This window comes from Entomohabitans teleogrylli, assembly GCF_001484765.1.
Taxonomy (GTDB): domain Bacteria; phylum Pseudomonadota; class Gammaproteobacteria; order Enterobacterales; family Enterobacteriaceae; genus Entomohabitans; species Entomohabitans teleogrylli.
This window is the reverse complement of the sequence record NZ_LLXO01000007.1, coordinates 228010-248780: the sequence shown is the minus strand read 5'-3', so window position 1 is coordinate 248780 and position 20771 is coordinate 228010. Positions and strand designations below refer to the sequence as shown.

Annotated in this window: 20 protein-coding genes; 10 read left to right on the top strand and 10 right to left on the bottom strand. The window is 56.9% G+C overall.

Annotated elements, in window-relative coordinates; translation table 11 throughout:
- Positions 1-108 precede the first annotated feature (108 nt).
- The 7 genes from dksA to panD all read left to right on the top strand — a co-directional run bounded on the left by dksA (position 109) and on the right by panD (position 5825).
- Positions 109-564 (top strand): RNA polymerase-binding protein DksA, encoded by a 456-nt coding sequence (gene dksA / locus AQ981_RS13805; protein WP_058912316.1) that lies wholly within the window; start codon positions 109-111, stop codon positions 562-564.
- A 135-nt stretch (positions 565-699) separates the two neighbouring features.
- Entirely contained in the window at positions 700-1596 is an 897-nt protein-coding gene (gene gluQRS, locus AQ981_RS13800; protein ID WP_058912315.1) for a tRNA glutamyl-Q(34) synthetase GluQRS, read from the top strand.
- Positions 1597-1654: 58 nt separating this feature from the next.
- Positions 1655-3052 (top strand): polynucleotide adenylyltransferase PcnB, encoded by a 1398-nt coding sequence (gene pcnB / locus AQ981_RS13795; RefSeq protein WP_071608902.1) that lies wholly within the window; start codon positions 1655-1657, stop codon positions 3050-3052.
- A complete protein-coding gene (folK, locus tag AQ981_RS13790; RefSeq protein WP_058912313.1) occupies positions 3049-3528 on the top strand; it encodes a 2-amino-4-hydroxy-6-hydroxymethyldihydropteridine diphosphokinase in 480 nt (159 codons plus the stop codon). Before pcnB ends, folK begins: the two co-directional genes overlap by 4 nt.
- 157 nt (positions 3529-3685) lie before the next feature.
- Complete coding sequence (panB, locus tag AQ981_RS13785; RefSeq protein ID WP_058912312.1) at positions 3686-4480, top strand: 3-methyl-2-oxobutanoate hydroxymethyltransferase; 795 nt, start codon at positions 3686-3688, stop codon at positions 4478-4480.
- Positions 4481-4493: 13 nt separating this feature from the next.
- Positions 4494-5348 (top strand): pantoate--beta-alanine ligase, encoded by an 855-nt coding sequence (gene panC / locus AQ981_RS13780; RefSeq protein ID WP_058912311.1) that lies wholly within the window; start codon positions 4494-4496, stop codon positions 5346-5348.
- A gap of 96 nt (positions 5349-5444) precedes the next feature.
- Entirely contained in the window at positions 5445-5825 is a 381-nt protein-coding gene (gene panD / locus AQ981_RS13775; RefSeq protein ID WP_058912310.1) for an aspartate 1-decarboxylase, read from the top strand.
- 73 nt (positions 5826-5898) lie between these two features.
- Here panD and AQ981_RS13770 read toward each other — a convergent pair whose 3' ends face one another.
- The 4 genes from AQ981_RS13770 to AQ981_RS13755 form a co-directional block, all read right to left on the bottom strand.
- Complete coding sequence (locus AQ981_RS13770) at positions 5899-7134, bottom strand: polysaccharide deacetylase family protein (protein WP_058912309.1); 1236 nt, start codon at positions 7132-7134, stop codon at positions 5899-5901.
- A gap of 76 nt (positions 7135-7210) precedes the next feature.
- Complete coding sequence (locus AQ981_RS13765; RefSeq protein WP_058912308.1) at positions 7211-7642, bottom strand: PTS sugar transporter subunit IIA; 432 nt, start codon at positions 7640-7642, stop codon at positions 7211-7213.
- 165 nt (positions 7643-7807) lie between these two features.
- Positions 7808-8578 (bottom strand): ABC transporter permease, encoded by a 771-nt coding sequence (locus AQ981_RS13760; RefSeq protein WP_058912307.1) that lies wholly within the window; start codon positions 8576-8578, stop codon positions 7808-7810.
- On the bottom strand, positions 8575-9501 hold the full coding sequence (locus AQ981_RS13755) for an ABC transporter ATP-binding protein (RefSeq protein ID WP_058912306.1): 927 nt from the start codon (positions 9499-9501) through the stop codon (positions 8575-8577). Before AQ981_RS13755 ends, AQ981_RS13760 begins: the two co-directional genes overlap by 4 nt.
- A gap of 109 nt (positions 9502-9610) precedes the next feature.
- Here AQ981_RS13755 and can point away from each other — a divergent pair, with 109 nt between their 5' ends.
- A complete protein-coding gene (gene can, locus AQ981_RS13750; protein WP_058912305.1) occupies positions 9611-10273 on the top strand; it encodes a carbonate dehydratase in 663 nt (220 codons plus the stop codon).
- A 29-nt stretch (positions 10274-10302) separates the two neighbouring features.
- On the opposite strand, the gene allS is transcribed toward can, so the two are convergent.
- The 5 genes from allS to AQ981_RS13725 are packed head-to-tail and all read right to left on the bottom strand — an operon-like array spanning position 10303 to position 16287.
- Positions 10303-11247 (bottom strand): HTH-type transcriptional activator AllS, encoded by a 945-nt coding sequence (allS, locus tag AQ981_RS13745; RefSeq protein ID WP_058912304.1) that lies wholly within the window; start codon positions 11245-11247, stop codon positions 10303-10305.
- 13 nt (positions 11248-11260) lie between these two features.
- A complete protein-coding gene (locus tag AQ981_RS13740; protein ID WP_058912303.1) occupies positions 11261-12058 on the bottom strand; it encodes an oxamate carbamoyltransferase subunit AllH family protein in 798 nt (265 codons plus the stop codon).
- A 37-nt stretch (positions 12059-12095) separates the two neighbouring features.
- Positions 12096-13358, bottom strand: coding sequence for a YlbE family protein (locus AQ981_RS13735; protein WP_058912302.1), 1263 nt, complete (start codon positions 13356-13358; stop codon positions 12096-12098).
- A gap of 17 nt (positions 13359-13375) precedes the next feature.
- On the bottom strand, positions 13376-15043 hold the full coding sequence (locus AQ981_RS13730) for an acyl-CoA synthetase FdrA (RefSeq protein ID WP_058912301.1): 1668 nt from the start codon (positions 15041-15043) through the stop codon (positions 13376-13378).
- Positions 15044-15060: 17 nt separating this feature from the next.
- Positions 15061-16287, bottom strand: a complete 1227-nt coding sequence (locus AQ981_RS13725; protein WP_058912300.1) for an MFS transporter — start codon at positions 16285-16287, stop codon at positions 15061-15063.
- A gap of 327 nt (positions 16288-16614) precedes the next feature.
- Here AQ981_RS13725 and AQ981_RS13720 point away from each other — a divergent pair, with 327 nt between their 5' ends.
- Positions 16615-17520 (top strand): carbamate kinase, encoded by a 906-nt coding sequence (locus AQ981_RS13720; RefSeq protein ID WP_058912299.1) that lies wholly within the window; start codon positions 16615-16617, stop codon positions 17518-17520.
- Between the two features lie 88 nt (positions 17521-17608).
- On the opposite strand, the gene hpt is transcribed toward AQ981_RS13720, so the two are convergent.
- Positions 17609-18145: a hypoxanthine phosphoribosyltransferase gene (gene hpt / locus AQ981_RS13715; protein ID WP_058912298.1), complete on the bottom strand. Its 537-nt coding sequence runs from the start codon at positions 18143-18145 to the stop codon at positions 17609-17611.
- A gap of 197 nt (positions 18146-18342) precedes the next feature.
- Between hpt and AQ981_RS13710 the strand changes: the two genes are divergently transcribed.
- Positions 18343-20736 carry a glucose/quinate/shikimate family membrane-bound PQQ-dependent dehydrogenase gene (locus tag AQ981_RS13710; RefSeq protein ID WP_058912297.1) on the top strand — a complete coding sequence of 798 codons (2394 nt, stop codon included), beginning with the start codon at positions 18343-18345 and terminating at the stop codon, positions 20734-20736.
- The last annotated feature ends 35 nt before the right edge of the window (positions 20737-20771 follow it).

Below are 20771 nucleotides of genomic sequence, written 5' to 3'. Positions count from 1 at the left end.
TCAAGAGGTGAACTTATATAATTGCCATCCGGAAAAGCATCTGTTATTTATAGCGGCCTGATTTTCCCCCGACATGGGGACCGATAGTGCGTGTTAAGGAGAAGCAACATGCAAGAAGGGCAAAACCGTAAAACATCGTCCCTGAGTATTCTCGCCATCGCTGGGGTGGAGCCGTATCAGGAGAAACCGGGCGAAGAGTATATGAACGAAGCCCAGCTGGCGCACTTCAGACAAATCCTTGAAGCCTGGCGTAACCAGCTGCGGGATGAGGTCGATCGCACAGTAACGCATATGCAGGACGAAGCTGCCAACTTCCCGGATCCAGTGGACCGTGCGGCCCAGGAAGAAGAGTTCAGCCTTGAACTGCGTAACCGCGATCGGGAACGTAAACTGATCAAAAAGATCGAAAAAACGCTGAAAAAAGTGGAAGAAGAAGATTTCGGCTACTGCGAATCCTGCGGTGTGGAAATCGGTATTCGCCGCCTCGAAGCGCGTCCTACCGCCGATCTGTGCATCGACTGTAAGACACTGGCCGAAATCCGCGAAAAACAGATGGCTGGCTAACGGCGGGCAGCGCACCAACAGTGAAACGGCGGGACCTGTTCCCGCCGTATTAATTTATCCCTCAACATTTTCCGCATGGCCGGGGTGAACGACCAACGACCGGTACACCCGTAGCCTGAAGTGTGACACGCAGACATGTCCGATCGACCCTATACTGGCCGCTTTGCCCCCTCCCCTTCCGGCGAACTCCATTTCGGCTCCCTGGTAGCCGCCCTCGGCAGCTACCTGCAGGCGCGCGCTCAGCGCGGTATCTGGCGGGTACGCATCGAGGACATCGATCCTCCCCGGGAAATTGCCGGCGCGGCGGATACCATTCTGCGCCAGCTCGAACATTATGGTCTTGGCTGGGATGGCGAGGTTCTCTGGCAGTCGCAGCGTCACGATGCTTACCGGGCGGCGCTGGAGTGGCTTCATCAACAGGGACTGAGTTATTACTGCACCTGTACCCGGGCGCGCATTCAACAGGCTGGGGGGATCTACGACGGCCACTGCCGCACACTGGGGTTGGGTTCGCAAAATGCCGCGCTGCGCCTGATACAGCGCCATCCGGTATTGCAGTTTGCCGATCGCCTGCGCGGTACGCTGGTCGCCAATGAGGCGCTGGCCCGGGAAGATTTCATTATTCACCGCCGCGACGGGCTGTTTGCCTACAATCTGGCGGTGGTGGTAGACGACCACTATCAAGGGGTGACGGAAATTGTCCGCGGCGCCGATTTGGTTGAACCCACTGTCCGGCAAATTTCCCTGTATCAGCAATTCGGCTGGCCGACGCCCGACTATATTCACCTGCCGCTGGCCCTTAACGAACAGGGGAATAAACTTTCCAAGCAAAACCACGCGCCGGCGCTTCCCGGCGGCGATCCGCGTCCGGCGCTTGCCGCCGCGCTGAGTTTTCTCGGCCAGCAAAGCGGCGCTGAGTGGCGTGATTTAACCCGCGACGCGTTACTGGCGCGGGCGGTTGACCAGTGGAACCTGGAAAAGGTACCACTGACGGCGCGCATCAATCCGTCATTCTCAAACGCGCCACTCTGAGCTATGATTACCCGCTGTTTTTTTCTGGCCACTGACTACTACACAACCGAGGTGCACTATTTTTACCCGAGTCGCTAATTTTTGCCGCAAGGTGTTAAACCGCGAGGAGAGCGGAGCTACGCAACAGGATGCGCAGCGCGCTATGACCGTTATTCCACGCGAACAGCACACCATTTCCCGCAAAGATATCAGTGAAAATGCCCTCAAAGTGCTCTATCGCCTGAATAAAGCCGGTTATGAAGCCTATCTGGTCGGCGGCGGCGTGCGCGATCTGCTGTTGGGGAAAAAGCCCAAAGATTTCGACGTCACCACCAATGCCACGCCGGATCAGGTACGTAAGTTATTCCGCAACTGCCGTCTGGTGGGGCGCCGTTTCCGTCTGGCGCACATTATGTTTGGTCCGGAAATTATCGAAGTCGCTACCTTCCGCGGGCACCACGAAGAGCAGGCCGCCGATCGCCAGCAATCCCAGCGCGGGCAAAACGGTATGTTGCTGCGCGACAATATTTTTGGCTCCATTGAAGAAGACGCTCAGCGGCGCGATTTCACCATTAACAGCCTGTATTACAGCGTGGCGGACTTTACGGTACGCGACTACGTTGGCGGCCTGCGCGATCTCCAGGAAGGGATAATTCGCCTGATTGGCGAGCCGGAACAGCGCTACCGGGAAGATCCGGTACGCATGCTGCGCGCCGTGCGTTTCGCCGCCAAACTGGGCATGACCATCAGCCCGGAAACCGCCGAACCGATTCCGCGCCTGTCGGTGCTGATTAACGATGTGCCGCCGGCGCGTCTGTATGAAGAATCCCTGAAACTGCTGCAGGCCGGTTACGGCTACGACACCTGGCGCCTGCTGCATGAATACCAGTTACTTCAGCCGCTGTTTCCCACCATCACGCGCTATTTCACCGACAAGGGCGACAGCCCGATGGAGCGCATGGTGGCCCAGGTGCTGAAAAATACCGACAACCGTATCCATAACGATATGCGCGTCAATCCGGCGTTTTTATTCGCCGCGATGCTCTGGTACCCGGCGCTGGAGACCGCGCAGAAAATTGCCCAGGAGAGCGGGCTGACCTGGCATGACGCCTTCGCCCTGTCGATGAACGATGTGCTGGATGAAGCCTGCCGCTCGCTGGCCATTCCGAAACGTATCACCACTCTGGTTCGCGATATCTGGCAGTTGCAACTGCGCCTGTCGCGCCGCCAGGGTAAACGCGCCTGGAAGCTGATGGAACATCCTAAATTCCGCGCCGCGTGGGATTTACTGGCGCTGCGCGCCGAGGTGGAGCGCAATGCCGAGCTGCAGCGCCTGACCCAGTGGTGGGGCGAATTCCAGGTGGCGCCGCCGCCGTTGCAAAAAGAGATGGTCGGCAAACTGGGGGACGATCCCGCCGCGCGTCGCAATCGCCGGCGTCCGCGTAAACGCGCGCCGCGCCGCGAGGGTAGCGCATGACGCGCTGCTACATCGCTATCGGTAGTAATCTGGCGTCGCCCCTCGATCAGGTCCACGCCGCCCTTGATGCACTGGCGGCTATTCCGCACAGCACACTTGCCGCCGTCTCCTCTTTTTACCGCACCCCGCCGCTGGGGCCGCAGGACCAGCCGGACTACCTGAACGCCGTTGTGGCGCTGGACACCGCGCTGGCGCCCGAGGCGCTACTGGATCACACCCAGCGTATCGAACTGGAACAAGGGCGAGTACGCAAGGAGCAACGCTGGGGACCACGAACCCTGGATCTGGATATCCTGCTGTTCGGCAATGAGGTGATTACCACCCCGCGCCTGACGATTCCCCATTACGATATGCGCAATCGCATGTTTATGCTGTGGCCGCTGCATGAAATCGCCGCCGACCTGGTACTGCCCGGAGGGCCATCCCTGAAGGCGCAACTGGCGAATCTTCGCGATGAGATACCGCCATTATGGTAATTATCAGCATTTAGTATTAATAAATTCCATAAAATCAGCAAATATCGCCAGAATTAAAATAAACCAAGAAATAACATCAAAACATTAGCATTCTGAACCGACATCTTCCAGAATGCGCTATTCATTCAATCATCCACCTACGCTGCCTGGGGAGATTATGAAACCGACAACTGTCACCCAACTGCGCCAGCTGAAACAACAGCATAAGAAATTCGCAACCATTACCGCTTACGATTACAGTTTCGCCAAACTCTTCGCCGATGAAGGCATTGGCGTTTTGCTGGTCGGCGACTCTCTCGGCATGACGGTCCAGGGCCACGATTCAACCCTGCCGGTAACCGTGGAAGAGATTGCCTACCACACCCGGGCAGTGCGCCGCGGCGCTCCCGCCAGCCTGCTACTCGCCGACCTGCCTTTTATGGCCTATGCCACCCCACAGCAAGCCTTTGAGAATGCCGCTATCGTGATGCGCGCCGGAGCCAATATGGTCAAAATCGAAGGCGGTCGCTGGCTGGCGGAAACGGTACGTATGCTGACCGAACGCGCCGTTCCGGTTTGCGGCCATCTCGGTCTGACGCCGCAGTCGGTCAACATTTTCGGCGGCTACAAAGTCCAGGGCCGCGACGAAGACGCCGCTCAGGCCTTATTCGACGACGCGCTGGCGCTGGAAGCCGCCGGCGCCCAGTTGCTGGTGCTGGAGTGCGTTCCGGTCGCGCTGGCGCAGCGTATCACCGATGCGCTGACCATCCCGGTTATCGGTATCGGCGCAGGCAATGTAACGGACGGCCAGATCCTGGTAATGCACGATGCTTTTGGGATTACCGGCGGCCATATTCCTAAGTTCGCCAAAAACTTTCTTGCCGCGACGGGCGATATGCGCGCCGCGGTGCGCCAGTATATCGCTGAGGTAGAATCCGCGGCATATCCGGCGGAAGAACACAGTTTCCACTGACAGGAGAAAGGTTGTGCTGATTATTGAAACCCTGCCGCTATTGCGTCAGCAAATCCGTCGCTGGCGTCTTGAGGGCAAACGCGTTGCGCTGGTGCCGACCATGGGCAACCTGCACGACGGGCATATGAAGCTGGTGGATGAGGCGAAAGCCCGGGCCGACGTGGTGGTAGTGAGTATTTTCGTCAACCCGATGCAGTTTGACCGCCCTGACGATCTGGAGCGCTATCCGCGCACGCTGCAGGAAGACTGTGAGAAACTCAATCGCCGCGGCGTGGACCTGGTCTTCGCCCCTTCGGCGACGGAGATCTACCCGAAAGGGCTGGATGTGCAGACCTTCGTTGAAGTGCCGGTGCTGTCGACCATTCTGGAAGGCGCCAGCCGCCCCGGCCATTTCCGCGGCGTCGCTACCGTTGTCAGCAAGCTGTTCAACCTTATCCAGCCGGACCTGGCCTGCTTTGGCGAAAAAGATTTTCAGCAACTGGCCCTGATTCGCAAAATGGTCGCCGACCTGGGCTATGACATCGACATTGTCGGGGTGCCGATTATGCGCGCCAAAGACGGCCTGGCCCTCAGTTCGCGCAATGGTTACCTGACCAGCGAACAGCGCAAAATCGCCCCCGGGCTGAGTAAGGTGATGTTCAGCGTGGCGGACAAGCTGCGCGCCGGCGAGCGCGACAGCGATGAGCTGCTGACCATCGCTTCCATGGAGCTTAATGAGAAAGGATTCCGCGCCGACGATCTGCAAATCCGCGATGCCGACACGTTACAGGCCCTGACCGACGAGAGCCGTCGCGCCGTCGTACTGGTCGCGGCCTGGCTCGGAGAAGCGCGCCTGATCGATAACGCGCTGGTAGAACTCAATTCGTAGACATTGGTTATAAAACAGGCAATACTGCCCGACATCCTTTCCCGGGCGGGTCAACTCCCGCCCTGTTAGTAGCTCAGGTGATAAAGGTTTAAGTTTATGATTCGCACAATGCTGCAAGGCAAACTGCACCGCGTTAAAGTCACTCAGGCGGACCTGCATTATGAAGGCTCCTGCGCCATCGATCAGGATTTCCTTGAAGCGGCTGGTATTCTGGAATATGAAGCGATTGATATTTATAACGTGACCAACGGTAAGCGTTTCTCCACCTACGCCATCGCTGGCGAGCGTGGTTCACGCATTATCTCGGTTAACGGCGCGGCGGCCCACTGCGCCGACGTTGGCGATATTCTGATCATCGCCAGTTATGTTACCGTGCCAGACGCCGAGGCGCGCACCTGGCAGCCGAAAGTGGCCTATTTTGACGGCGACAATGAGATGAAGCGTAAAGCGAAGGCGGTACCGGTTCAGGTAGCCTGATTATCTTCCCCGGGCGCCGTCTGGCGTCCGGAGATATCCCCTTTCTGCCAGCCAGCGGCATCTACCTGCACGGCTAATGGCTTACCAGACCGGCCATGGTCTCCAGTGAATCGGTACGCAGAATATACAGCCGCTTCAGTAAAAACGGGTTATCTCCCGGCTTCACCTTACCGCGCACGGTGGTCACCGCCATCCGAAAGCCAGCGTCGCGGGCCGCCCGTAGCGCCTTGTCGTCATAACCGCCAAAGGGGTAGGAAAGATACCACACATGCGGGTTGAACTGGGCCAACGCCCGCCGCGAGCGCTCGAAATCAAACAGGATATTGTGATAACTGCGACTCAGCAGCACCGGATGCCGTCCGGCGCCCAGGCGGTGTAAAAAATGGGTGTGCGACTGGATATCAAACACGTCCTGAATCGCTTTCAGTTCCGCAATGCTCATAAACTGCAGCGAGGTCGGATCCCACTTCTGCGGATGGCGTTTAATGCGTGAGGAAATAATGAATGCCGTCGCGTTAAAACCGTAATCCCTGAGGATCGGATACGCATAGCGACTGACCGATTTCAGGCCATCATCAAAAGTAATCACCACCGCCCGGGCGGGTAAATTCATCTGGTTACGCAGGTAGCCTTCCAGTTGGTACAGGGTCAGCGTAGCGTAGCCCTGGTCGCGCAGCCAGGTCATCTGATTGCTGAAAGCGCGCACCGAGGTAGTGGTGGAAGTCTGGCGAAAACGGCTGTTTTCCTCATCGCGCAAAATATGGTGGTAGGTGAGTACCGGGATCCCCTGGTCCTCCCGGGCGTCCAGGCTACTGATCCACGCCAGACGGCCGCCTATCCGCACCTGAAACCAGGTCTGGTTCAAACGATCCCTGAGAGTGCTTAAGACCGGATAACGCAGGTTGCCGGCCAGGGTGCCGAAACGATTGCTGCGGGCATCCGGCGCCTCGTACAGCGGCACATCACGAAACGTCACCAGATTACGGTTACTGAACGGTTTATTAAGATCCCCGAGCCGATCCTCCACCCGCAGTTTGCCCTGTACCGCCTGCAGGTGGTTTTTCTCAATAAACCCGGTACCAAAGCCAAAACTAAACTCGCTATAGTCTGAGGCGACGGATGTCACCGCCAGAATTTGCCCTTCGTTGATGGTACCAACCGTTATTACCCGGTTTCCCACCTGGGCCAGCAGCACAGACGTCTGCGTGGTTTGCATATAGCGAGGCGCCTCGCGCTGTTCACGGAGCAGGCTGGCGTGAACGCTGGCGGCGAAAAAAAGCAACAGACAGACAATCAGGCGTATACCCATTATTCAGGCGCCACAGATCGGGAAACGAAGCGGAACAGGGTTATGATTTTAGCAAAACCACCGGCGAATTCACGGCTCAGTAGTGATGATGCAACACAAATGGCGGATTCTTTTGCTGCTGATGCCACAGACTGGTGACCTCCGCGCCGCCCAGCCGTATCGCCTGGTCGCGAAACCTCTCGCTGGTGAGCGCCTCGCGCTGCGGATACAACGCCTCCAGCAACGGCAGCGAGACGCCGGCAATCACTTCGCAATGGGGATGTTTATGACTCAACAGCGCTGCGACCCGGTACGGCGGCGCACCAGCGACATCGGTCAGGAAGATAACCCCTTCCCCGCTGTCGGTTTCATGCAGCGCGTCGCACATCATACGGCTGAGCATATTGGAGCTAAGCCCGCTCCAGAAACTCACAGCCCGGCACTGAATCAGCGGACCGCACGCCGTTTCCAGTTGCGCCAGCAGCACCTGAGAATCGCTATTATGACAGGCTATCACCCACCCCAGCATATGCCCCTCCTGTTAACCGACACATAGTTTGCCAGAGTGACAAAAGTAAAGTGTGATATCCATCAATTGAAAACAGAAAAGCGGCCCGCAGGCCGCCAGATAAGTGTCGATACGGGTCACCCGAAACAGAAGGCCACGACATATCAATCCATTGATATTTATGATTTAACTGCGCAGTCCTCTACCGCGCTGGATCAAATACCAGCACAACAGATAAAACGCCAGAATAAAAATCACCAGTACCGCCACCGAAAACAGCAGCGGCACATCAGAAATCCCCAGAAAGCCGAAGCGGAAGCCGCTGATCATATACACAATCGGGTTCAACTGCGACAGCGCCTGCCAGAACGGCGGCAGCAGCGTCAGGGAGTAGAACACGCCCCCCAGATAGGTTAACGGCGTCAGCACAAAAGTCGGGATCAGACTGATATCGTCAAACGTTTTGGCAAACACCGCATTCAGCAGCCCGGCCAGTGAAAACAGCACCGCGGTCAACACCAGCGTCAGGCCGACAAACAGCCACGAATGGACCTGAAACGGCACGAAAAACAGCGATATCGCAGTCACCAGTACGCCAACGCACAGCCCGCGCGCCACACCGCCGCCCACATAACCGGCAATAATAATATGGGTCGGAACCGGGGCCACCAGCAGTTCTTCAATATTGCGCTGAAATTTGGCGCTGAAGAACGACGAAGCCACGTTGGCGTACGAGTTGGTAATGACCGCCATCATGATCAGACCCGGTACAATAAACTGCATATAGGTAAAGCCATGCATCTCGCCAATGCGCGAACCGATCAGATTACCGAAAATAATAAAATAGAGCGTCATGGTAATGACCGGCGGCACCAGGGTCTGCACCCAGATACGCATAAAGCGGTGTATCTCTTTGGTCCAGATACTTTTCAGCGCCACCCAGTAAAGCTGCATCATGCGGATTCCCCTTTCTTCTCATGCACCAGCGTGACAAACAGCTCTTCAAGGCGGTTGGCTTTGTTACGCATACTTAATACCTGGATCCCCTGGGCGCTGAGCTGGGTGAACACGCTGTTGATCCCCTGCTCGCGCAGCACCTCAACTTCCAGCGTCGAAGTGTCCACCAGCCGATACTCATAACCTTCCAGTTTCGGTAGCGGGCTTTTCGACGCCAGATCGAGAATGAAGGTTTCGGACTTCAGCTTTGACAGCAGGTTCTTCATCGAGGTATTTTCCACCAGCTCGCCACGCTGAATGATGCCGATATTGCGGCACAGCATCTCCGCCTCTTCCAGATAGTGGGTAGTCAGGATAATGGTGGTGCCGCCGTCGTTGAGATCCTTCAGGAAACCCCACATTGAGCGGCGCAGTTCAATATCCACCCCGGCGGTAGGTTCGTCGAGAATCAACAGCTTCGGCTCATGCATCAGCGCCCGGGCGATCATCAAGCGCCGTTTCATCCCCCCGGACAACATCCGCGCCCGCTCGTTGCGTTTTTCCCATAAATCCAGTTGGGTGAGGTATTTTTCACTGCGCGTAACGGCCTCATTACGCGCTACGCCGTAATAACCGGCCTGATTAACCACAATCTGCTGAACGGTTTCGAACGGGTTAAAATTAAATTCCTGCGGCACCAGCCCAAGCTGGCGCTTGGCGTTCACCACATCCCGCTCCAGATCGTAGCCAAACACGCGCACCCGGCCCGAGGTTTTATTCACCAGAGAACTGATGATACCGATGGTGGTCGATTTCCCGGCGCCGTTGGGGCCAAGAAGCGCATAAAAATCACCGGCTTCGACCTGTAAATCGATGCCGCGCAGGGCCTGAACCCCACCGGCATAGGTCTTGGTCAGTTGCTCCAGTTCCAGTGCAATGGTCATAAATTTGTTGTCACCTTGTTTTGTCGCACAAGTTAAGTGGTTTAAAAAAAAGTTGAGTTGCCCTATATTACCTCAACGCACTAATCTGGTTACAGGTCGTTAACCTACCATGAAAGACATTGATACACTCATCAGCAACAACCGTCTGTGGTCAAAGATGCTGGTGGAAGAGGACCCCGGATTTTTTGAAAGTCTGGCGCAGGCGCAAAAACCGCGCTTTCTATGGATTGGTTGCTCCGACAGTCGTGTCCCCGCCGAACGGCTGACCGGCCTTGAACCTGGCGAACTGTTTGTTCACCGTAATGTGGCCAACCTGGTGATCCACACCGATCTGAACTGCCTTTCGGTGGTGCAGTACGCGGTGGATGTTCTGGAAGTAGAGCATATCATCATTTGCGGTCACTATGGTTGCGGCGGCGTGCAGGCGGCGGTGGAAAACCCGGAACTGGGGCTTATCGACAACTGGCTGCTGCACATCCGCGACATCTGGTTCAAACATAGCTCTCTGCTCGGCGAACTGCCGCCGGAGCGCCGTATGGACACGCTGTGCGAGCTGAATGTGATGGAGCAGGTCTATAACCTGGGGCACTCCACCATCATGCAGTCGGCGTGGAAGCGCGGTCAGAAAGTGACGATCCACGGCTGGGCCTACGGCATTCACGACGGCCTGCTGCGCGATCTGGAGGTAACGGCCACCAGCCGTGAAATTCTTGAGCAGCGCTACCGCAACGGGATTTCCAACCTCAAGCTCACCCATCACAGCCACAAGTGATCAATAACGGCGCCTTCGCGGGCGCCGTATCACTCTCCCGTTCCGCCGTTAAACGGACGATCGATGGTGCTTAAGAACCCGGTCGCCAGCGTTTCCTGTTGTTTAAACAGCGCAACGATTTCGCTCACCACTTTCCCGCTGCTGTCCGCCTTCCAGGCGATAGAAAGCGGCGAGGGCTGGCGTGCATTCACCACATCCCTGACCACCAGTTCGCCGGAATCGATATAAGGCCGGCACAACCGTTCCGGCAAAAAACCGACCCCCAGACCGCTCAGATGACAGGCCAGTTTGGTTCCCATATCCGGCACTTTAATCTCTTTCTGACCATTGAGCAGCCACGCCACGCGACGGGTTAAATTACGCGAAGTATCATCGATATTGATGGCCGGATAACGCCGCAACTGTTCGTCTGACAGTACCCCTGGCGGATGGCTGGCCAGCGGATGGCCCGGGGCTATCACAAACCGCCAGCTCACCTCACCGAGCGGCAGTAGCGAAATACTGTTCGACAACGATTCGGATCCCGTCACGCCAATCGCCATCTGGAAATCGTCATACAACAGGGAGTCCCAGACCCCCATATAGACCTGGCGAGAAATTTGAAAACGGGTGAACGGAAAGCGCTGATGCAGCCACGTCAATAATGAGGCCGCGCTGTGAGGATGATACAACAAATTGTTAATGACAATATTCACCTGCCTCTCCACGCCGGCGTTAATTTGCTGCAATTCATCGGGCATCCCGTCCAGCCAGTTGAGCCACGAACGGCAATGCTCCAGCAGGTGGCTTCCGGCCAGAGTCAGGCTCACCGAACGGGTAGTGCGCAAAAATAACTGAGTGCCGACCTGTTCCTCAAGGGTTTTAATACGGTAGCTAATCGCCGCGGGCGTTTTGTGCAATGTCCCGGCGGCGCGGGAAAAACTCCCGGTTTCCGCCACCATAATGAAGGTCCGAATCGTCTCCTGATCGAGCATAATGTGTTCATCCTCAGCCGCGCTCTGTTAACCAGTATAGTGCCGTCACAATGCCGGCCAGCAGATCTGCGCCGGAAGTATGCCCGAAAGACGTCAGCCGCGAAATCGCCGGCGTCGCCTGGCGTCCGCGCTGTAAATCACGCATCAAACGCAGTACGGGAAGGGAGAAACAGCCGTTTCGGGCACTGTTCAGGTAACTACAGCTTACTGAAGTCGTCAGGCGGGCGAGTTGATCCGGCGGGGGCAAGAGATCGCGCCGGCGCATCAGGTCGCGAAAGTGTGAGGTGTATAACACCGCCAGCGCGCCGACCAACATATCGTCGCCGCTCGGCGTCAACCCGGGACCGAGCCCGACCAGACCACACCAGTCCGGCGTTTCACCGCTCGCCCAGCGAGTCAGACCGGCTTTCAGGAGATGAACCGCCACGGCGTCTGTTTGCCGTTGATTCAGCGGCCCGCACAGCCCGGTTGGCACGGCGTAAGGCGCCAGATCGGGAAAACACGGCATTCCCGGCGCCATGGTCAGTAGCAGCTCACGCCGGGCCGCAATCTGCAATCGCGCGCCGCGCAACTGATTTCCCCGCTTCAGCAGTTGAAAATCGCTGTCCGGCAACGCCAGTAGCCGATCGAAATCGCCCCGGGCGAAGAGAAATCCCCCGGGGCCGATGCCTTTTCCGGCGCGGTAAAAGCTTAGCAGCGCGCCCTCCTGATTCGCAAGGTTAATGGCATGTCTGAAGCGACTGTGCATCCGCCAGACGCCATCACTCAGTTGCGTCATACCGCAGCAGGCCAGCGCCAGAAATACCGTCATTACGCTCCTCCGGGCGGCATCACGCCGCCCTTATCTGTCACGCCGTTATACCCTGAGCCTCCGCCAGCGCTTCCAGCGCCTGCTCGAAACACGGCAATGGCGCTCGTACGGTGCCGGCCCCAACCTGGCCAATACCCGCTTCCCGGTGGGCAATTCCGGTATTGATCAGCGGGGTAATCCCGGTCTCCACCACCCGGCGAATATCCAGTCCCAGACAAGCGCCCTTAAAGTCCCAGGAGGGGATTTGCAGCAACGGATTGTGATCGAGGTAAATTTCCTCCATCTCTTCCGATGTTTCCAGCGCCGCCCCCATACCGCCAGCCCCGACAAAGCGCGTAACGCCTGGAGCGGCAATCATCGCCGCGCCGCCGATCCCCAGCGTTTCGGTAATAGCGCTGTCGCCAATATCCGGGTTGGCGTCGGCCTGGCTGTAGCCGGTAAAGAATAGCCCCTGAGGCGTGTTGACCGGCGCGGTAAACCAGCGATCTCCGAGACCGCTGACCCGGATACCGAACTCGCGGCCATTACGGGTCATCGCGGTGACAATCGACCCGGCTTTAATTTCCGCCGCCGCATCCATCACCGCTTTACTGTAAGCCATCGCCAGATTGAGGAAGAACTGATCGGTGACGCTCAGGAAACGCAGCACCGCGGCCAGTTCGGTTTTCGGTCGGTCGAGGGCGGTAATCGCCGGCGCCAGTACCCGCAGCAGCAGCGCCGATGCGGCGATATTACGCTGGTGGAATTCATCGCCCATGGTGATGGCCTGGGCCATCAGGGCGGTCAGATCCACGCCGCCATCGAGGGTTTCCAGCGCCGCCTGTAGCACCGGCGCCAGAGTGTCGCGCATCCAGCACAGACGCTGCTGTACATCATCGCCGTAGGCGCCAAAGCGCATTACCTTACCAATCCCTTCGTTCAGGTTACAGCATGCCTGGTTACCGTGAACCGTGTCGCGTACCACCAGCACCGGCATATTCGCCGAAGTGATACCGCCCATCGGTCCCACGGCGCCCACGTGATGGCAGGGAATAAACTCCACTTCGCCCGCTTCCAGTAGCCGCAGCGCATCGGCTTGCGTCGCCGCCCATCCCTCAAACAGCGATGCCCCGATACAGGCGCCGCGCATCGGCCCGGTCATCTGCGCCCAGGCAATCGGCGGCCCGGCATGCAGTAACTTGCGCCCCTGAGCCAGTACGGGAACCGCTTCGGCGGCCGGACGCACCGCTATCCAGTGAGGACGCGCCGCTTTGATGCGTTCAATGATGGCCTCGTTGGCCTGTGCAATTGATGAATACATATCGCTACCCCTGAATCTTAATGTAACTGTTTAAGTAAACCGGCGAGATGCGCATTGCCGCCGGCAATCGGCGCCCACTGGTAGTGCACCACCGGCGTACCGCTGCTCTGCAAATCCAGCGCGAAACTGCGCAACCCGGCATTAATCACCTGAACGCCGTCCAGCAGCGCCGGATGCGTAACCGACGCCCCGCCAGGCTGCGGCGTAATCAGCTCGACGGCTAGCTGGATGGCCTCCTCCAGCGTTTCCGCCACCGCAATACCCGCAGCACGAAGAATGTCGGCCTGAGCGGCGCGTCCCTGAGGATCGGCATCGGTACCGGTCAGGGTGGCGATTGCCGCCAGCGGCGACTGCGCGCCGCGCGCCTGCTGTACCAGGCGAACAGCTTCTGCCACCGCGCCGGCAGGATCGGCGCAGGCGCCGTAGCCGAGAACCACGTCGAGCAGCAGTACGCCGCTCTCCGGCTGCTGCGCCAGTTTTGCGATTTCAATACTGCGGGTGGTGGGATCGATCATCGGGTGCGGACGCCCGAGGGTGTAGCTGTCGTCCCCCAGATCGACAACCCGATGGCCGCCGCTCTCCAGCATTACACCGTCCGGATGATGGGGGTTAAGCGTTAGCGACAGCCTGTCGGTCAGCAGCATGGCGGCTTCCGCTGCCAGCGTTCCGCCGGCATACAGGCCGCAAATCGTTTTCCCCGCCACCGCAGGCAGCGTGCGTTTCTGTTCGGCGACTCGCGCCAGCAGGACCGCGAGACCGGCGGCGTCGGACAGCGAATGGGCCAGCCAGACGTTACCTTCCCTTCGGTGCTCTGGTCGGCTGCCAAGAAACAGCGCCACTACCGGCTTATCAATCTGCTGCATAGCGCCAATAATACGCTCGCGTACCAGCGGCGATGGCGGTTTGGAGACAAAGGCAATCGCCCGGGTTTGCTCGTCCGCCGCCAGCATTTCCAGCGCGGATAAAGCGCTGATACCGCCGACCTCGGCGCTTAAGTCCCGGCCCCCGAGGCCGATAGCGTGGCTGATGCCCTGGCCGTGCAGGGCGATCTGCGACGTCACTTCCTGAATCCCGGTCCCCGAGGCGCCTATCACGCCAATATCCCCGGACGGCAACACGTTGGCGAACGCCAGCGGCGCTCCGGCAATCATCGCCGTACCACAGTCCGGTCCCATCACCAGCAGGCCTCGTTCCCGGGCGAAAGTTTTCAGCGCCACTTCCTGTTCCAGCGGCACGTTATCGGAAAACATCATTACGTTTTTCCCCGCTTCAAGCCCCTGGCGCGCCACATCGGCGGCATACTCGCCGGCCACCGACACCAGCAGCAGGTTAGCCTGCGGCAGTTTCTGGCAGGCGCTCTCCCAGCGCCGCGCTTTTGGTAACTGATGGCTGTTGCCGGATGCGCTGGCAATGGCGTTCAGCTCTTTCTCAAGTTGCTCGCAGATCAGCTCGACAATCGCTGGATCGGCGTGATCGGTACGTACCGCAACGCAAATATCATTTGGCGTCGCACCGGTAAAATCGTCGTGCCAGAAACCGGTGGATTCGAGCATCGATTTATTCGCCGGGGTTCCCATCATCACCGAAACCTGCTCGACCTGAGGGTGTTCACTTAATTTGCGGGAAATAATCATCAGGCTCACGGAGTCCTGAAAACTTCCCTTTTTAATAAAGGCATAAATCATTGCCGCGACCTCTTTATTTATGAGCGATTTTCTTTCAGGAACAGCATGCTAAATAGCCCTACCGCTAATAGCGCCGCCGAAACGTAGAAACTCGATGCCAGGCTACCGGTAATATCGCGAGCCGCACCGGCAATAATCGGTGCCAGAATAGAAGAACTCATACCGATAAAATTAAATAAACCAAACGCGGTGCTGTAATTATTTTCATCAACGCTATCAGCCACCAGCGCCACCAGCACCGGGTCCAGCGCCAGTTTGCCAACCAGACCGTAGACGCACAGCGCCACGATAACCCCTGTCATACTGGGCATCCAGACAATCGACAGCATGCTGATCATGGCAATCGGCACCAGGAACATAATCAGGGGTTTACGCTTACCCAACCGATCGGACAGGCTGGAAAACAGCAGCGCGCCGGGAATAGAGATCCACGCCACCAGAGAAGAGATAAAACCGGTTTCACTGCCCGGAATACCGCGTTCGCTCTGCAGGTAATAAGGCAACCAGGTAAGAATAACGAAAAAACCGAACAGACTGCAGAACACCATAATATAGGTAATGATCAGGTTACGGTTTTTCAGCAGGTCGCTGAATTTCCCTTTCTTAACCGGCTGGCCGCCCTCTTCCAGCGCGCTACGTTTCTTCTCTTTCACGAACAGCCAGATAGCGATCCCAACCAGTACCGACGGCACCGCCATGGCATAAAACGGCATCCGCCATGAATAACCTTTATCAAATACCAGCCAACTGGAGGTCATCAGCCCGAGCGCAATACCAAACGCCATCCCGCTGTTAATAATCGCGCTGCCCAGCGAACGATATTTTTTCGGAATCTGCTCAGACGACAGCCCATATTGCGGGCCATAATATGTGCCTTCGCCGGCGCCGGTTACCACGCGGGCAAACAGCAGCGTATACCAGTTTTTCGCCCACCCGGTCACTGCGGTGAAAACGCCGAACAGAATAAAGCCCGGTACCAGCACCTTCTTCTTACCGATTTTATCCCCCAGCACCCCGGCTGGCACCTGCAACAGCGCATAAGCAAAATAGAAAACCGAGTTGAGAATACCCAGTTGCGTGCCGGTTAAACCAAATTCCTGTTCCAGCTCCCCCATTACCGGGTTGAGCACCGTGCGGTCGGCATACATAAAAATCCAGCCTAACCAAAACAAAAATATGGTTACCCACCAGGCTGGTATTCCGCGCTTTTTAGCGGCGGGGGTAATTTCACATGAATCAGACATAAGCAACCTCCCGGTTGTGTTCACCGTTTACGTCCCCTGAAAATGAGGATGGATGTTTTAACTGTCTTCACCTTATCGGTACCCGGGGCCATTTCATTTGAACAAAATCACACTAAATAGATTGTTATAAATTTCTGGAAATTCAGCCATGGATTATTAAAAAAACTCTAATAATCAATATTCAATTTAATTTTAAAAATACCCGATAATTCCGGAATCATTGACAAGTTATTTTTTCAGGTCATTGAGCTGCTGACGTCATCACATATTTAAAAATAAAAAAATTTATCGTTAGCGGGTAAATATATCTGGTGGAGAGACGTTCAAATGAAAAAGAAACTGGTTATTGCCCTGGGGGGTAATGCATTATTACAGCGTGGAGAAACACTGTGTGCGGAAAATCAGCAACGGAATATTCGCCTGTTTTCCGAAATGATTCCGCAACTGGCCCGGGATTATCAGTTGGTTATTGTTCACGGTAATGGTCCACAGGTCGGACTGTTGGCGCTACAGAATGCGGCTTATCAGGAATCCCCGTCCTGGCCATTAGATATTCTGGTGGCGGAAAGCCAGGGGATGATCGGTTACACCCTGGTCCAGGAATTGACGCGCAGCATGGAGGCCACCCCGGTCACCACCCTGTTAACCCGGGTAGAGGTCAGCCCCGACGACGAGGCGTTTGCGGTTCCCGGTAAATTTATCGGCCCGGTCTACAGCCCGGAGCAGCAGCAAAGCCTCGAGCAACAGTTTGGCTGGGAGATGAAGCGCGACGGGCAGTATGTGCGTCGGGTGGTGCCGTCCCCTACGCCGCAGCGCATTGTCGACAGCGCCGCGATTACTACGCTGCTCGACGCCGGCCACCTGGTGATCTGTTGCGGAGGCGGCGGTGTTCCGGTTATCGCCGGTCAGCAGGGTTTCCAGGGAGTGGAAGCGGTGATTGATAAAGATTTAACCGCATCAGTGCTGGCCAGCGCGCTGAATGCCGATCACTTGTTGATTCTCACCGATGCCGACGCGGTATACCGCGACTGGGGCACACCGCAGGCGCAGGCCATCTCTCACACTACAGCACAGGAGCTCAAACCCTTTGCCGCCCCGGACGGCGCCATGGGTCCGAAAGCGGCCGCGGTGATCCGCTTCGTTGAACAGACCGGTAATACGGCCTACATCGGCGCACTGCAGGACGCGCCGCGCATTCTGGCTGGGGAAAAAGGCACCCGGATTGCCGCCTGATATGCGATTGCCCATCCGCCTGGCGCCCTGAAAAACAAAACCCCATGCCGGACATGGGGTTTTGTCATCTCAGTGAGAATACAAGGCGTTATTCGTCCAGCAGCGTCACTTTGCCAATGTACGGCAAATGGCGGTAGCGCTGGGCATAGTCAATGCCGTATCCCACCACAAACTCATCGGGGATCGAAAAACCCACATACTCCACGTTAACATTGACTTCGCGGCGCGACGGTTTATCCAGCAGCGTGCAAATAGCCAGCGACTTCGGTTCACGCAGGCTGAGGATTTCGCGCACTTTCGACAGGGTATTTCCGGAATCAATAATATCTTCGACGATCAATACATCTTTTCCGCGAATGTCTTCATCCAGATCTTTGAGGATTTTCACATCACGGGTGGTGGACATGCCGCTACCGTAACTGGACGCGGTCATAAAATCGACCTCATGACTCACCTGCACTTCACGGCACAGATCGGCCATAAAGATAAAAGAACCGCGCAGCAGCCCCACCAGCACCATTTCACTGCCGCTATCGCGATAGTGCTCGGTAATCTGCTGCCCCAGTTGCGCAATCCGGGCTTTGATCTCCGCTTCCGGGATCATCACTTCAACAATATGTTTCATTCCGTCAACCATATGATTTATATATAAATCATCATCAAACCGGCGAAATATTCGCCTGATGCATCTCTTAAGCCGTGCAGTATAGCAGTAAAACCGGGCCTCGTACCGATGCAGATAAATAGCTCGTTTTGTGATTACGATCACACTTGTTAATAACTATAATTAATTGCTATCAAAACTTTACAAGTGTGGCTCCCGTGAATACAAAACAAAAACAGTCACGGCTTTTCGTGACACTATCGGCAATCTTTGCCGTACTGACAGGGCTTTACCTGCTATTCGGCGGTATCTGGCTGGTCGCTATCGGCGGCTCCTGGTATTACCCCATTGCCGGGGTTGTAATGCTGGCCGTCGCCTGGCTGCTGTGGCGCCGCAGTGCTTCCGCCCTGTGGCTTTACGCCCTGCTGTTACTGGGCACAATGATCTGGGCAGTCTGGGAAGTCGGCTTTGACTTCTGGGCGCTGACTCCACGCTGCGATGTGCTGGTGTTCTTTGGTATCTGGCTGCTACTGCCTGTGGTACGACGCCGTCTTACCACGGCTTCCGCTGTTGCCGCGCCGACGCTGTCCGTAGTGCTGCTGATCGCCGCCGGTATCCTCGGCTGGGCAATATTCAACGATCCCCAGGAAATCAACGGTACCCTGCGCAGCGATGCCAGCGTCGCTGCCAGTAATAGCGCACCGGCGATCGCCGACGGCGACTGGCCGGCCTATGGACGCACTCAGGAAGGTCAGCGCTACTCGCCGCTGAAACAGATTAACGATAAAAACGTTCATCAATTGCAAGAGGCCTGGACCTTCCGTACCGGCGATTTGAAACGCCCCACGGATCCGGGCGAAATCACCGATGAAGTCACGCCGATTAAAATTGGCAACATGCTTTATCTGTGTACGCCACACCAGCAGGTTTTTGCGCTGGATGCTGCCACCGGTAAAGAAAAATGGCATTTTGATCCACAGTTGAACACCGACCCCAGTTTCCAGCACGTCACCTGTCGCGGTGTCTCCTATCATGAAGCGACAGCGAATAACGCCAGCCCGGACGTCATCGCCGATTGTCCGCGGCGGATTATCCTGCCGGTCAACGATGGTCGCCTGTTCGCCCTGAATGCCGAAACCGGCAAACTGTGCGAAACCTTCGCCAATAAAGGGATCCTCAACCTACAGACCAATATGCCGGTCACCACCCCGGGTATGTACGAACCCACCTCGCCGCCGATTGTCACCGATAAAGTGATCGTCATTGCCGGGGCGGTTACCGACAACTTCTCCACTCGCGAGCCGTCCGGCGTGATTCGCGGCTTTGACGTCAATACCGGTAAGCTGGTGTGGGCCTTTGATCCGGGCGCAGTCGATCCGAATGCAATTCCGGGCGATGAGCACCATTTCAGCTTCAATTCACCGAACTCCTGGGCGCCGGCCGCCTACGATGCGCAGCTCGACCTGGTCTATCTGCCGATGGGCGTCTCGACGCCGGATATCTGGGGCGGCAATCGCACGCCGGAACAGGAACGCTTTGCCAGCAGTATCGTGGCGCTCAACGCCTCCACCGGTAAACTGGCGTGGTCCTATCAGACCGTGCATCACGACCTGTGGGATATGGATATGCCCGCTCAGCCGACGCTGGCGAACATTACCAACCAGAACGGCCAGACGATCCCGGTAGTGTATGCCCCGGCAAAAACCGGCAATATCTTTGTACTCGATCGCCGTAACGGCGAGCTGGTGGTGCCGGCACCGGAAAAACCAGTACCGCAGGGCGCCGCAAAAGGCGATCATCTTTCCCCGACTCAGCCTTTCTCTGAGCTAAGCTTCCGACCGAAGAAAGATCTGAGCGGCGCCGATATGTGGGGGGCAACCATGTATGACCAACTGGTCTGCCGGGTAATGTTCCACAGTCTGCGTTACGAAGGCATTTTCACACCGCCTTCCGAACAGGGTACGCTGGTGTTCCCGGGTAACCTGGGCATGTTTGAATGGGGCGGCCTGTCCGTGGATCCTCTGCGCCAGGTAGCCATCGCCAACCCGATGGCGTTACCTTTCGTCTCGAAACTGATTCCACGCGGCCCCGGCAATCCGATGGAACCGCCGAAAGACGCTAAAGGCACCGGCTCCGAATCCGGTATTCAGCCCCAGTATGGTGTGCCTTACGGTGTGACGCTGAATCCGTTCCTGTCGCCGTTCGGGCTACCGTGCAAACAGCCGGCCTGGGGATATATTTCCGCGCTGGATCTGAAAACCAATCAAGTGGTCTGGAAGAAACGTATCGGTACCGTTCGCGACAGCGCGCCGGTTCCCCTGCCGTTCCGTATGGGTATGCCGATGCTCGGTGGCCCTATCTCCACGGCGGGTAACGTCCTGTTCATCGGCGCGACGGCAGATAACTATCTGCGTGCCTATAACATGACGAACGGCGATAAACTGTGGGAAGCGCGTCTGCCGGCTGGCGGCCAGGCAACCCCAATGACCTATGAAGTGAACGGCAAACAGTATGTGCTGATTGCCGCTGGCGGTCACGGCTCGTTTGGCACCAAAATGGGGGACTATATTGTCGCTTACGCGTTGCCGGATGAGGCCAACCAGGCGCAATAATCTCCTTTCGTTACGGGATGTTAATCGCTCCCGGT